The 14,295-nt window shown below is 33.5% G+C and carries 13 protein-coding genes; 8 read left to right on the top strand and 5 right to left on the bottom strand.

The features are described 5' to 3' along the window. Positions 1-70 precede the first annotated feature (70 nt). Positions 71-718, top strand: coding sequence for a lysoplasmalogenase (locus ES676_RS03815; RefSeq protein ID WP_170234419.1), 648 nt, complete (start codon positions 71-73; stop codon positions 716-718). Here the strand turns inward: ES676_RS03815 and ES676_RS03810 are convergent. Beyond that, on the bottom strand, positions 715-2,280 hold the full coding sequence (locus ES676_RS03810; RefSeq protein ID WP_246130291.1) for an ABC transporter substrate-binding protein: 1,566 nt from the start codon (positions 2,278-2,280) through the stop codon (positions 715-717). The two genes, ES676_RS03815 and ES676_RS03810, sit on opposite strands and share 4 nt — an antisense overlap. Positions 2,281-2,831: 551 nt before the next feature. Here ES676_RS03810 and ES676_RS03805 point away from each other — a divergent pair. Beyond that, a complete protein-coding gene (locus ES676_RS03805) occupies positions 2,832-3,686 on the top strand; it encodes a T9SS type A sorting domain-containing protein (RefSeq protein ID WP_148368715.1) in 855 nt (284 codons plus the stop codon). 62 nt (positions 3,687-3,748) lie between these two features. Here ES676_RS03805 and ES676_RS14920 read toward each other — a convergent pair whose 3' ends face one another. Then, positions 3,749-4,027, bottom strand: coding sequence for an integrase core domain-containing protein (locus ES676_RS14920; protein WP_262712301.1), 279 nt, complete (start codon positions 4,025-4,027; stop codon positions 3,749-3,751). Between the two features lie 143 nt (positions 4,028-4,170). Beyond that, the gene (locus ES676_RS14915) at positions 4,171-4,830 is read right to left on the bottom strand and encodes a hypothetical protein (RefSeq protein ID WP_215731633.1); all 660 of its coding nucleotides are present in this window, start codon (positions 4,828-4,830) and stop codon (positions 4,171-4,173) included. Positions 4,831-5,164: 334 nt separating this feature from the next. Here ES676_RS14915 and mtaB point away from each other — a divergent pair, with 334 nt between their 5' ends. Beyond that, a complete protein-coding gene (gene mtaB, locus ES676_RS03795; protein ID WP_148368714.1) occupies positions 5,165-6,493 on the top strand; it encodes a tRNA (N(6)-L-threonylcarbamoyladenosine(37)-C(2))-methylthiotransferase MtaB in 1,329 nt (442 codons plus the stop codon). Between the two features lie 36 nt (positions 6,494-6,529). On the opposite strand, the gene ES676_RS03790 is transcribed toward mtaB, so the two are convergent. Beyond that, on the bottom strand, positions 6,530-6,826 hold the full coding sequence (locus ES676_RS03790; RefSeq protein ID WP_148368713.1) for a GNAT family N-acetyltransferase: 297 nt from the start codon (positions 6,824-6,826) through the stop codon (positions 6,530-6,532). A gap of 114 nt (positions 6,827-6,940) precedes the next feature. On the opposite strand from ES676_RS03790, the gene ES676_RS03785 reads away from it, so the two are divergent. From ES676_RS03785 to cls, 3 genes are read left to right on the top strand one after another with little or no spacing between them, the layout of a single operon-like run. After that, entirely contained in the window at positions 6,941-7,603 is a 663-nt protein-coding gene (locus tag ES676_RS03785) for an alpha/beta hydrolase (RefSeq protein WP_148368712.1), read from the top strand. A gap of 52 nt (positions 7,604-7,655) precedes the next feature. Then, positions 7,656-8,585 (top strand): lytic transglycosylase domain-containing protein, encoded by a 930-nt coding sequence (locus tag ES676_RS03780; RefSeq protein ID WP_148368711.1) that lies wholly within the window; start codon positions 7,656-7,658, stop codon positions 8,583-8,585. Next, a complete protein-coding gene (gene cls / locus ES676_RS03775) occupies positions 8,582-10,042 on the top strand; it encodes a cardiolipin synthase (protein ID WP_317130818.1) in 1,461 nt (486 codons plus the stop codon). The genes ES676_RS03780 and cls overlap by 4 nt, the downstream gene beginning before the upstream one ends. A gap of 56 nt (positions 10,043-10,098) precedes the next feature. Here the strand turns inward: cls and ES676_RS03770 are convergent, their stop codons facing one another. Further along, the gene (locus ES676_RS03770; RefSeq protein WP_148368710.1) at positions 10,099-10,671 is read right to left on the bottom strand and encodes a DUF2892 domain-containing protein; all 573 of its coding nucleotides are present in this window, start codon (positions 10,669-10,671) and stop codon (positions 10,099-10,101) included. 302 nt (positions 10,672-10,973) lie between these two features. Here ES676_RS03770 and rpmH point away from each other — a divergent pair, with 302 nt between their 5' ends. Together rpmH and carB are read left to right on the top strand one after the other, a co-directional pair. Beyond that, the gene (gene rpmH, locus ES676_RS03765; RefSeq protein ID WP_092133229.1) at positions 10,974-11,135 is read left to right on the top strand and encodes a 50S ribosomal protein L34; all 162 of its coding nucleotides are present in this window, start codon (positions 10,974-10,976) and stop codon (positions 11,133-11,135) included. Between the two features lie 97 nt (positions 11,136-11,232). After that, positions 11,233-14,085: a carbamoyl-phosphate synthase large subunit gene (gene carB, locus ES676_RS03760; protein ID WP_148368709.1), complete on the top strand. Its 2,853-nt coding sequence runs from the start codon at positions 11,233-11,235 to the stop codon at positions 14,083-14,085. Positions 14,086-14,295 lie beyond the last annotated feature (210 nt).

Here is a 14,295-nt window from a genome sequence, read left to right as displayed (position 1 = left end):
TTGCCTGTTTATGATCTTCTTATTTAAGAAACAGTACTATTTTGGTTTAGTGTTTTTTACACTATTATTTTTGGATATTTATATAAAATTGGAAATAGAAATACCGTTATTAAGAGTGGGGAGTAAAATACTACTTATTGCCTCTTTGATTATTTATTACCTTATAAACGAAAATGAAAAAGTAAGACATAATAAAAAATGTACTGTAGCAGCATTGTTGCTTTTCATGATGGGCGATGTGACCTTTGTATTTGATTATTTACCTGTGTTTTTTTTAATCTCAACGCTGCTATTTGTGTTGGGAAAATGCTTTTATTTACGGCGTTTTAGAAATCATGAAATCTTTGAAATTTCTAAAATAGTACCATTTCTATTGATTTCTTTCTTATTTATGGTGTCACTTTTATATGTTATTTATCCGCAATTAGGGAGCTATTTTATACCGATTCTAATTTATTTTTTTATAGCTCTTTTATTGTTTTTATTTGCCTTTTTAAGAAAACAGGCAGTTAATAAGATAAGTTTTATAGTGGTACTGTGTGGTGTCTTTTCATTTAGCTTATCAGAAACCATTACAGCTTTAAAGATGTTTAGTTCTGGGTTGCCTTACGATGACTTCTTTATTATGGTTTTTTACGGAGTTGCTCAGTATTTAATTGTTTTAGGGTTACTGGCTGAAAATAGAAAAGAAACTACCCCTTTAAAAACGGTACTTTAATGAGTCGTTTTTTGTACTCGTTTTAAATCTAATAAATTGATAGGGTTATTGCCTAACCCCGTAATTCCTTTTCTAGTAAATCGTATCACTTCGTCGTAATACAACGGTACAATTGGTGCTTCCGACATAACTAAACTATCCATTCTCGCGTATAAGCGTTCTCGCGTTTTATTATTAGTTTCTTTAAAAGACTGGGTATACCATTTATCGAAAAGCGGGTTTTTATAGTGGGTATAATTGGGGCCATTTGGAGCAAAATTCTGACTGTAATATAATGATAAATAATTTTGAGCATCTGGGTAATCGGCAACCCAACTAGCTCTAAACATATCTAGTTTACCGTTGGCTTTAGCGTCTTTTAAAGTTGCCGGTGGCATCACATCTACAGCAACCTCCAAACCTATTTTTTGTAATTCTCGCTGTATATATTCGCAGAAATTAAGATAATTACTTGTGGTAGTGATCGCTATTTTTGGAGAATCGTTTCCGGTTTCTTGTATATAACGTTTTAATAAGTTTTTGGCCTTTTCCGGATTATAACTAAAACCAATGGTCTCATTAAAACCGGGTAACCCTTTAGGAATAAAACCCCCATTAGCAGGAATCCCAACGCCATTACGTAAGTAAATCATCATCTTTTTTCTATCAAATCCATAATTAACAGCTTGTCTTAATAGTTTTGATTGCATTTCAGAACTTTCAGAATCCATAAAGAAAGCTAAGTATTCTGTGTTTAAATAAGGGCCTCTAATAATATCGATTTGGTCTTGATATTTTGTTCTTAATTCTCCTGTTGTCGTTAAAATGTCGTCTTGATATGAGGCATCGAGAGAATTTAAGAAATCTAAATTACCTTGAATAAACTGAAGAAATTCACTTTGTTTATCTGGTAAAAAAGTAATAGCAACAGCTTCTAAGTAGGGAAGTGTCTTTCCGTTGGTATCGGTTTCGAAATAATTATTGTTCTTACGTAAAACTAATTTAATGTTTTCTATCCATTTTTTAAACTTGAAAGGACCTGTTCCAATGGGGTGTGCTCTAAAATCGCTACCATAATGTTCCACAACTTCCTGGGGTACTACCGAGCAATATTTCATTGTTAGTTTTCCTAAAAATGACGGGTCTGGTGTTTTTAAAGTAATATGAAGAGAATCAGAAGTAACAGCCTCAATATCATAAATATTATTAACCACCCAGCTGCCTGGCGATGCTAAATTGGTGTCACAATTTCTAAACAAACTGTATTCGAAATCTTCGGCCACAACGTTTCGTGTAGAATCTTTACCAAATACCTCGTGTTTATGAAAAAAAACGTCCTTTTTTAATTTAAAAGAATAGGTGAGTGCATCGTCAAAAATTGTCCAAGATTTAGCTATGCAAGGTACCACATTTAAATTCTCGTCCATTTGTATTAACCCATTAAATAACTGATTAACAGCCCAGATATCAGCATTATCTTTAGCAAATGCAGGATCTAAAGAGCCAATGTTTTTATGTTCGTTATAACGAAAGACCATACCTTCCTGTTTCTGGTCTGGTTCATTTCGGCAGGATAGAAACATAAAAAGAAAGCAACTGGTTAGAAAAAAGTTGGTTACTGTGTAACATTGTTTGGCTGTCGGTTTTATCATATTGTAAATAAGTTGTAAATTTTTATCGTGGGTAAAAATACGAGAATGAATGCTAGAAAAAAAGGCGACATTTACTCTTTTGGAGGTAAACTTAACTTCTATAATTGATGAAAATTTTTAGTAGCGAGAATGTGTTCGTGGCCATCTATCTAAAGGGGGTGTTTTAACTAATAAAATCGATTTTAAATCCTGAGCTATTACTTATTGTTAATACCTATCTAAATTAGTTAAAGGCTCATCAAGTGATAAAACTTTAGTGATATCATAACTTGAGTGCATAAATTTCAGAAGGTGTTTTAAGCAAATGTATCGATTTTATTTACGCTTCGAGATTTAAACAGTCATTTGGGGTGTAACAGCGCTATCTTATAAAATCTAATTAATTTTTATCTAAATTAGAATAGATAGATCTAAAAGACTTTATTGCGTAATGATTTTTATTTTTCTATATTCGTTGTTATTAACAACTTAAAAATAATATTATGAAAAAAAATTACATTTTAGCTCTATTAACTTTGTTTGCCTTTTGTGGATCTTACGCACAGGTTACTTTATCGCAAACTACAGATAATACAATTGTATCCGCGAATTCTGTTGCCTGCTCTGGTGATGGTGTTGTGTCAGATAATATTTTTTATCGTGTTTACGATTTAACATCTTATGCATCAACTTTTAACGTGCAGGAAGTCTCTTTTGCAGTAGAAGCTGTATCAAACGCTTCACCAAATTTTTCTGTGGACGTAATTATTTATAGTAATACAGGTGGCGCATTTCCAGCAGGAACGTTAACAGAGATTTCAAGAGTCACTGTACCATTAACAGATGCAGCCACTGGAACCATTGTAGATGTTGCAATTTCTGCCAATGTATCAGCACCAGAATTAGTGTTTGGTGTAGAAACTCCAGACGAATCTAATGGTGCTATGCCCGCAAATACTACAGGTTTCCAAATAGGAAGTAATCCTAACGGAGAAACTAACCCAGGTTATATTTATTCTGTTGCTTGTGGTATAACACCTCCTTCAACGTTAGCAAGTATTGGTTTTGGAACGATGCATATGGTAATGGAAGTCAGAGACTTTAGTACGTTAAGTGTAGATGAATTTTCTATTAATGACTTATCTATTTCACCTAACCCAACAACAAGTAAAGTTAGTCTAAGCTTACCTAATTCAATTAAAGAATTTACTACAGAATTATATTCTGTAACTGGGCAACTAGTTAATAAGCAATCAAATAACAGTACTTTAGATCTTACCGATTTAACTTCTGGAATTTACATATTAAAAATTGAATCAAATTTAGGTTCAATTTCAAGAAAGATTGTTAAACAGTAGTCTTTTCAAAATGTCTAGTCCTGACTAATCGCTACAGATTGATAAAGGATTAAATTTAATATTTAAAGCTGAACAATAACTCCATTGTTCAGCTTTTTTGATTTATAAGTTTTCATTTCTATTTTACATTGTTTGTGCATTTGATTTGGAGTCAACATATGATTTGATAAATGAGGTCTTTCTTGGTTATAAATTTTGATTGATTCATTAATGATTTGTTTCTTTATTTTTAGGTTTACCTCATATTTAGCGATATTAAATTCTTGCTTTAAAATTCCATTGATTCTTTCTGCTACTGCATTTTCGTAAGGATCATATTTTTCTGTCATACTTGTATTGATTCCATTTTGATCAAGTAATTCTTGGTAATCATTTGAGCAATATTGTAAACCTCTATCTGAATGATGAATTCTTATAGCATCTGTTTTTTATAGCTATACCTAATGCTTGTAAAGAACCTTCAACAGATAAACTATTGGACACGTTAAACCTCTACAATTTTCTTGGAATAAGCATCCGTAATTAACGCTAAATAACTTGGGTTTTCTCGCCTTCGAACATAAGTAATATCACTAATCCAAACTTGTTCTGGTTTATTAATCTTTAGATTACAAACTTTGTTTTTATGTTTTCTAAATCTATGGTGTGAGTCTGTTGTAATATGATATGATTCTCTTGGAATAATTAATAAATGATTGGCTTGAAGTATTCTAAAGAGCTTATCTCTTCCTATTTTTATTTTTTTTAAATCCTCTTCTAACAAATAATATAGTTTTATTTTACCTAAACGTGGCATCTTCATTCTTAATACACGAACCAAATCGATGACTTGTTGTGCTAAATTTTGCTTACGCAGTTTTGATTTTTTAGTTCGGTAATACACCTGTCTATTTACCCCAAGTAATCCGCAAGTAGAAACTATTGTTTCTTTGGTTTGCTCTCGGTATTGATCGATAACTTGGGTGTGTAATTTTTTCTTATTTTGAATATCATACTCTCTTTCAGCCATATCAACCAACATATCAAAAATAATAACCTTTTTGTCTGCTCGTTCTGCTAAATGTTCCGCTCTAGCTTTTTGTTTTTCTAACAGCTTAACTTTTGCTTCTAGCTCAAGTATTCTTTGTTCAGGTATTTTAGACATAGTAACGGGTGTTTGATTTGCCCAATCAAAATTACCCTATTTTCTTAACCATTTAGTTACAATAGAGTCACTTTGAATGCCATATTTGGTCTGTGCTTAACTTTTTGTAAGAAGTCCTTGTTCAACTTCTTGAACAATTTGTAGTTTAAAAGAAAGTGAGTAATTTTTTTGGGTCCGCTTTACGTGCCCGGTGTTTTCTATGCGTTTCATTACACTATTGTTTTAGTGTATCGCTATTTCAGGACGGGACAAAATATAGAATTAAAGAGTGTAGCAATAGTTACACTCTTTTTTTTTTGCTAAATTTGCACGAAAATTTAGAATCACTATACATATGTCGAGCAAGAAGAAAGTCGCTTTTTACACTTTAGGATGCAAACTTAACTTTTCTGAAACATCTACAATTGCAAGACGTTTTGAGGAGGAAGGATTCGATCGTGTAGATTTTGCCGAAGCGGCCGATATTTATGTCATAAATACGTGTTCGGTTACAGAAAATGCCGATAAACGTTTTAAGACTATTGTAAAACAAGCACAGAAAAAAAATGCCGATGCTTTTGTTGTAGCTGTAGGTTGCTATGCGCAATTAAAACCGCAAGAATTAGCCGATGTTAATGGTGTAGATTTGGTGCTTGGCGCAACCGAGAAGTTTAAAATTACTGATTATTTAAACGATTTATCTAAAAATGATTTTGGCGAAATTCATTCTTGCGAAATCGAAGACGCCGATTTCTATGTTGGTAGTTATTCGATTGGCGATAGAACACGTGCTTTTTTAAAGGTGCAAGATGGTTGCGATTATAAGTGCACCTATTGTACCATTCCTTTAGCCCGAGGAATTTCTAGAAGTGATGATTTACAGAATGTATTGAAGAATGCGAAAGAAATTTCTGAAAGAAATATAAAGGAAATCGTTTTAACCGGCGTCAATATTGGTGATTACGGTAAAGGTGAATTTGGTAACAAGAAACACGAACATACGTTTTTCGAGTTGGTAGAAGCTTTAGATACTGTTGAAGGTATCGAGCGGCTACGTATTTCTTCTATCGAGCCTAATTTACTAAAAAATGAAACTATAGATTTTGTTTCAAAAAGTAGAACGTTCGTGCCGCATTTTCATATTCCGTTGCAAAGCGGAAGTAATGAAATCTTAAAATTGATGCGCCGTCGTTATATGTCGGAATTATATGAAGATCGCGTTAATAAAATAAAAGAGGTAATGCCTCACGCGTGTATCGGGGTGGATGTTATTGTTGGTTTTCCAGGCGAAACAGACGCACTGTTTTTAGAAACGTACAACTTCCTAAATACACTTGATATTTCCTATTTACACGTTTTTACATACTCTGAAAGAGATAATACTGTTGCTGCCGATATGGAAGGTGTTGTGCCTAAAAAGGTACGCGCTAAGCGCAGTAAAATGCTTCGTGGCTTGAGTGCTAAATTACGTCGCTCGTTTTACGAGAGTCAGTTAAACACGACACGACAAGTGCTTTTTGAAAGTGAAAATAAAGAAGGATATATTCGCGGTTTTACAGAAAACTATGTAAAAGTAAAAGCGCATTGGAACCCAGAATTAGTTAATACGTTACATACTGTAGAATTAACACATATTGACGACGACGGTTTAGTGCGACTTGAATTTGCTAAAGATTTGGTATAAACAAAAAAGTCAAGCATTGCGCTTGACTTTTTTTGTTTAAATTCTTAAACCTACCGGAAGCAGGCTTTTGTATTCTCTGTTTCGCCTTACAAATTTTGCGATTTCGGGGTTTGTTGGTACTATGCTTAAATTGCGGTCTTTAATGCTCTCGAAAACGAGTCTTAAAAAATCATCCTGAAAGTTTTCATTAGTAATCCCTTCTGGAATAATTAATTTCGTTAAGAAAATTTTACGTTCTTGTAAAGAGTATTCAATTTTCGCAAAATGGCCATCAATAGTTAATTCAAATTGACGTTGAAATTCATTATCAACGAGTTCATCAGCATCTAACATAATTATGGGTTTTTGTGAGTAGAGATTCAAAAATAGTGCGCACTATTTTATAAATTTATATCCCAAATTTACGCATAATTATCATCATTAGTTAGTCTATATTGTTAAAACCTTATGAATCACGATTTAATCCATATCTATTTAATGCCAGGAATGGCCGCCAATCCTTCAATATTTGATAACCTATCATTACCTTTAGACCAATTTCAGCTACATAAATTGCATTGGATTACTCCGTTGGATAACGAAACATTAAAAGACTACGCATTACGTATCATTAAAGATATTAAACACGAAAACAGTGTGTTATTGGGCGTGTCTTTTGGAGGTGTTTTAGTTCAAGAAATGAGTAAGCACATTAAATTACGTAAACTTTTTGTGGTCTCTAGTGTTAAAACAAAACAAGAAATGCCAAGGCGATTAAAAGTCTTAAGAGCTACAAAAGCCTATAAATTATTGCCCACTCAATTGCTGGCTAATGTCGATCTTTTAGCGAAATTTGCCTTTGGGGAGACTGTTACAAAACGTGTGGAGTTGTATAAGAAATACTTGTCTGTAACCGATAAAAAATATCTAGATTGGGCGATTGAGCAAATGGTTTGTTGGGATCAAGAGGAACCGTTACCCGAAGTTATTCATATTCACGGCGATTCGGATCTCGTATTTCCCCACCATTATTTAGGGGATTGTATTACTGTTAAAGGCGGCACACACATAATGATACTTAACAAGTACAAATGGTTTAACGAAAATTTACCTAAGCTAATATTAGGTTAAATATAATGACAGTTAAAATATTTGTTTTAAATTTATGCAAAACTATATGAAGATGAAATACGTGCAAAAAGGATTAATGGTAGTGGGGTTGTTGGCTGTAGGTGCAGTTTCAATTAATGCATTTAAGGAAGCGCCTACCGATGAGTTTATAGAAAAGAAAATAAAAAACGAATATAATGTATATGCACTTCAGGTGCCGGAAAAACTAGATTTTGCCGGTGAAGCTTTACCGTTGCACAATCCAGATATTTTAGAACGCATTGATCGCGAATTGTTGGTGAATACGTATTGGCAATCTAATGGACTGTTAATGTTTAAGCGTGCTAAAAAGTATTTTCCTATTATTGAGCCTATACTTAAGAAAAACGGAATTCCAGAAGATTTTAAATATCTGGCAGTGATAGAAAGCGGCTTAACAAATGCGCGTTCTCCTGCGGGAGCAAGTGGTTTTTGGCAAATTATGGCGGCTACAGCAAAAGAAAACGGACTAGAAGTTAATGATAATGTCGATGAACGCTACCATCTTGAAAAAGCGACCGAGGTGGCTTGTAAATATTTAATAGACTCTAAAGAACGTTTAGGATCTTGGACCCTTGCGGCGGCAGCTTACAATGCTGGTAATTATGGTATTTCAAGACGCTTAGAGGAGCAAAAAGTAGAGGGATATTACGATTTATTGTTGGGAGAAGAAACGGGGCGTTACATCTTTAGAATTGTTGCTCTTAAAGAAATTTTATCGCATCCAGATACGTACGGGTTTAACTTTAGACCAAAAGATTTATACAGCGCCGTACCCACTTACAAGGTGAAAGTGGACACGGTTGTCTCCGATTTTGCTCAATTTTCGAAAGATTTAGGTTTAAATTATAAACTATTAAAAATTCATAATCCTTGGTTAAGAGAGAGCAATTTAAATAATAGATCTAATAAACTATATTATTTAGACATCCCGAGAGAAGGATATTACATTAATAAGCCTTGATACTCAGTTTTCTACAAGACAATATTTGGTACGTTTTAATAATAATTAACTATTTGCTCGCCATCTCGGCAGTAATAGCTCTCTTATTTAGAAATGTAAACCCAACAAAAACACTATCCTATATTATAGTTTTAGTGTTTTTTCCTTTTTTAGGCCTATTGGTTTATTATCTATTCGGACAAGAATATAGAAAGAATAAAATATTTAATAGAAAAAATATTTTAAATCAAAAGGTCGTTAAGCAGTTAAACGACAGTTTGGAGCAATCAAAATCAGAATTAGATGCTCTAGAACACAGTCTTTTAGAGGACAAAATAAAGCTAGTAAAACTACTTCAAAAGAGCGATAAAGCGCCGTTAACAAAACGTAATACAGTCGATATTTTACTTAATGGTGAAAATAAATTTAAACGCCTAATAGACGATTTAAAAGCCGCTGAATACCATATTCATATTGAATATTATATCGTTAGAGATGATAAAATAGGATCTAAAATTTTAAACCTTCTTTGCGATAAAGCGAAAAGTGGTGTAAAAGTACGATTAAGTATAGATGACGTTGGAAGCAGTATTACGCGAAAAATGAAATCTAAACTTAGAGATAGCGGCGTTGAGTTTTATTCGTTTATGCCGGTGCTCTTTCCTCAGTTTACAGGGCGAATGAATTACAGAAACCATCGTAAAATAGTGGTTATAGATGGCGTTATTGGCTACCTTGGCGGTATTAATATTTCTGATGCTTATGTAAATTATGCAAATAACGATACGTATTGGAGAGATACGCATTTAAGATTAGAAGGGGAATCTATCGTTACGTTACAAGTGCAATTTCTAATTAATTGGAATTTTGTTTCCGGTAGTGATTTAAAAATTTCGGAAAGCTTTTTTCCTAATAAGCCGTGTAAAAGTAATGTTGCGGTACAAATAGCGGCAAGCGGTCCAGATACTGATTGGGCTAATATAATGGAAGTTATTTTTTCGGCCATAACCACCGCAGATAAATATATTTATTTAACCACTCCTTATTTTATTCCAAATCAACAAATAATAACAGCCTTACAAGTGGCTTCTAGAAGCGGTATCGATGTTAGACTACTAATACCAGACCAATCCGATTCGTTTACGGCAAAGTACGCTACAAATTCGTATTTAGGTAGTTTGTTTGATGCTGATATAAAAGTATACCGTTATGAAAAAGGATTTATTCACGCAAAAACAATAGTAGTAGACGATATATTTTGCACTATTGGCACGACCAATATGGACTATAGAAGCTTTAATATTAACTTTGAAATTAATGCTGTTATTTACAACGAAAAAGTGAGTAAAGACCTTAAAGCGATCTTTTTAAACGATTTAGAATCAGCTAGACTAATGAATCCTAAAGAATGGAGCAAGCGCTCTAAAACAGAAAAAATAAAAGAATCTATTTGTAAATTATGGGCACCACTATTATAGAGTTAAGCACTTAATATTAGACATAAAAAAACGCCTTAATTAAGGCGTTTTTGTTTTTATCTTCTCGTTGCTCTGCGCTGCTGGCGACCACCACCGTAATGTTGGTTTGGCATTTGCGCTTTCTTCATATTCTCTTTCATCTCCTTTATTTGGTCTTTAAGCATCCCCTGCTTATCTAATTTCTGAGCTTCGTTAATAAGTATCGTCGCTTCATGTTTTCTGCGTTTTGAAAAAGCAATACCTGCTAAATTTAATTTAGCCATCGCCATATCTTGATCCATAGATAAACCTAAAACAATGGCTTTTTTAAAGTAACGTTCGGCCGCATTCATATCGGTTTGAGAGACCATTATACCGTTTAGGTAATTATAATATCCTTGTTGTTTTGAGGTTAAGGCGGTTTCTGGTGTTTTAATTTTATCCAACCAATTTTTAGCACTTTTAAAATCTTGTTTTCTTAATTTTAAAAAGGCTATTAAAATAAACTCATTTTTAAAATATAAGAATATAAATATCAGAGAGATTAAAATAAGCATAATTCCATTTCCTATGCCTCCCTGTATGAATTGCCATACAGCGGCAGCAATAATTAGTGCTGCGATTACTAATTTTAAATTTTTATTGTACATATTTATGTGTTTTATATAAAGTTGAGCGCTTTTATAAGCTTGATTTGCTTTAAAAATATCGTCAAGGTGCAAAGAAACTAATTTTTATCTAAAAATGAAGCTAAAGAAAATCTAAATCTCATTACTTTGTACTGTATTTCAAGGTTTTTTTATTTTAAAAAGAAAGGAAAACAGATCTATTGAAAAATAATTTTAAATAAGGTTTGCGAAATTAAAAAGTCGTTGTATATTTGCGATCAGTTTTGGAGAAATACTAGGACACATAAAATAAATTACATTTCAGACTTTAAAGATATTATAAAATGAGTAAAAGAACGTTTCAGCCATCAAAAAGAAAGAGAAGAAACAAGCACGGTTTCAGAGAAAGAATGGCTTCTGCTAATGGTAGAAAAGTATTAGCTCGTAGAAGAGCAAAAGGAAGAAAGAAAATATCTGTTTCATCTGAAACTAGACATAAAAAATAATGATTAACAATTGTTAATATATTAAGGCGTTACTTAGGTGTAACGCCTTTTTTTGTATCTAATTTTTATTATTTTTGCCACACAATAAAACAATGCAATGCCTAAAAATTCAAAATTAAAATCAATCCTTATTATTGGATCAGGACCCATCGTAATTGGTCAAGCTTGTGAGTTCGATTATTCTGGAACTCAGGCTTTAAGATCCTTGAGAGAAGACGGAATTGAAACCGTTTTAATAAACTCTAATCCAGCAACAATTATGACCGATCCGTCTATGGCAGATCACGTCTACTTGTTACCGCTAACAACGAAATCTTTAGTTAAGATTTTAAAAGAACATCCGCAAATTGATGCTGTGTTACCAACAATGGGTGGTCAAACAGCATTAAATCTATGTATTGAAGCAGATGAAAAAGGAATCTGGAATGACTTTGGCGTCGAAATTATAGGGGTCGATATAGATGCAATAAATATTACCGAAGACCGTGAAAAGTTTAGAGAGTTAATGCTTAAAATTGGAGTGCCAATGGCGCCTCAAGCAACAGCAAAATCGTACTTGCAAGGTAAAGAAATCGCTCAAAAATTTGGTTTTCCTTTAGTGATTAGAGCCTCTTTTACTTTGGGTGGAGCTGGCGCTTCAATTGTATACAAAGAAGAAGATTTTGACGATTTATTAACGCGCGGATTAGAAATTTCTCCAATCCACGAGGTGATGATCGATAAAGCGTTAATGGGTTGGAAGGAATATGAATTAGAATTACTTCGCGATGCTAACGATAACGTCGTTATCATTTGTACTATCGAAAATATGGACCCGATGGGAATTCATACTGGAGACTCTATTACGGTTGCTCCTGCAATGACCTTAAGTGATAAAACGTATCAAAGAATGCGTGACATGGCTATACATATGATGCGTAGTATTGGAGATTTCGCCGGCGGTTGTAATGTGCAATTTGCCGTTAGCCCAGACGAAAAAGAAGATATTATCGCTATCGAGATTAATCCTCGTGTGTCGCGTTCTTCGGCGTTAGCAAGTAAAGCTTCAGGATATCCTATTGCAAAAATTGCTGCAAAATTAGCGATTGGCTATCATCTAGATGAATTAGAAAATCAAATTACTAAATCAACTTCAGCGTTATTTGAACCGACTTTAGATTACGTTATCGTAAAAATACCACGTTGGAACTTTGATAAATTTGAAGGATCAGACCGTACGTTAGGACTTCAAATGAAATCTGTTGGAGAAGTAATGGGTATAGGCCGTTCGTTTCAAGAAGCCTTGCACAAAGCCACACAGTCTCTCGAAATTAAACGTAACGGTTTAGGTGCCGATGGAAAAGGATATACAAACTACGATCAAATAATAGAAAAATTAACGTACGCCAGCTGGGATCGCGTATTCGTTATTTACGACGCCATACAAATGGGAATTCCGTTAAGTCGTATCCACGAAATCACGAAAATTGATATGTGGTTCTTAAAACAATACGAAGATCTTTATAAATTAGAGAAAGAGATTTCAACGTATAAAATTAATTCTATACAAAAAGATTTATTGCTGGAAGCGAAGCAAAAAGGATATGGCGACCGTCAAATCGCGCACATGTTAGGATGCTTAGAGAGTGAAGTGTATAGTAAACGTGAAGAATTAGGCGTTAACCGTGTGTACAAGTTAGTCGATACGTGTGCTGCCGAGTTTAAAGCGAAAACACCTTATTATTATTCTACCTTCGAAAACGATGTGGAATTGGCAAATGGCGAGCGTTACGCAGATAATGAAAGTGTTGTTTCAGACAAGAAAAAAATTATTGTTTTAGGTTCTGGGCCAAATAGAATTGGTCAAGGTATCGAGTTCGATTACTGCTGTGTGCACGGTGTTTTAGCTGCCGCAGAATGTGGTTACGAAACCATAATGATTAACTGTAACCCCGAAACGGTATCTACCGATTTTGATACCGCCGATAAATTATACTTCGAACCTGTGTTTTGGGAGCATATTTACGACATTATTAAGCACGAAAAACCGGAAGGTGTTATTGTGCAATTAGGTGGCCAAACTGCTTTAAAATTAGCAGAAAAATTAGATCGCTACGGCATTAAAATAATAGGAACTACTTACGAATCTCTAGATTTAGCTGAAGACAGAGGAAGTTTTTCTAAATTGTTACAAGAAAATAATATCCCTTATCCAGAATTTGATATCGCTGAAACGGCGGAGCAAGCCTTAGCAGTATCAGATAAATTAGATTTCCCAATATTAGTGAGACCCTCTTATGTTTTAGGAGGTCAGGGAATGAAAATTGTGATTAATAAAGCCGAGTTAGAAAAACACGTCGTTGATTTACTAAGAAGTATTCCTGGTAACAAATTGCTTTTAGATCATTATTTGGATGGTGCTATTGAAGCGGAAGCCGATGCGATTTGCGATGGAGAAAACGTGTACATAATAGGTATAATGGAACATATTGAACCTTGTGGAATACACTCTGGAGATAGTAACGCAACATTACCGCCGTTTAATTTAGGTAATTTAGTGATGCAGCAAATTAAAGACCACACAAAGAAAATTGCCTTAGCATTAAACACGGTAGGTTTAATAAACATTCAGTTTGCCATTAAAGACGATATAGTATATATTATTGAAGCGAACCCAAGAGCCTCTAGAACTGTGCCTTTTATTGCTAAAGCGTATGGTGAGCCGTATGTAAATTACGCCACGAAAGTTATGCTGGGTGAGAAAAAAGTAACCGATTTTAATTTCAATCCGCAATTAAAAGGATATGCTATTAAACAACCCGTGTTTTCTTTTGATAAGTTCCATAATGTAAATAAGCAATTAGGACCAGAGATGAAAAGTACTGGAGAAAGTATCTTATTTATAGATGATCTAAAAGACGATGAATTCTATAACTTATATGCACGACGACAAATGTATTTAAGCAAATAAAATAAATTATTCTTAAATTTTTAACAAAAACCCTCTATATATTAGAGGTTTTTTGTTTTAATTAACATTTTGGTATTATTAAAAATTGTAGATTAAAGAGAATCCCTTAACTTTTTTTTTATGACTAAAATGCTACTATTTGTATTTATGTTAGTGTTCTGATTTAGTGGTAGCTCATAAACCGAGACATTCAATTAAATTCAGTTTTCT

The organism is Bizionia saleffrena (assembly GCF_008086175.1).
Lineage (GTDB): Bacteria > Bacteroidota > Bacteroidia > Flavobacteriales > Flavobacteriaceae > Bizionia > Bizionia saleffrena.
This window is presented reverse-complemented; position numbering and strand designations above follow the sequence as displayed.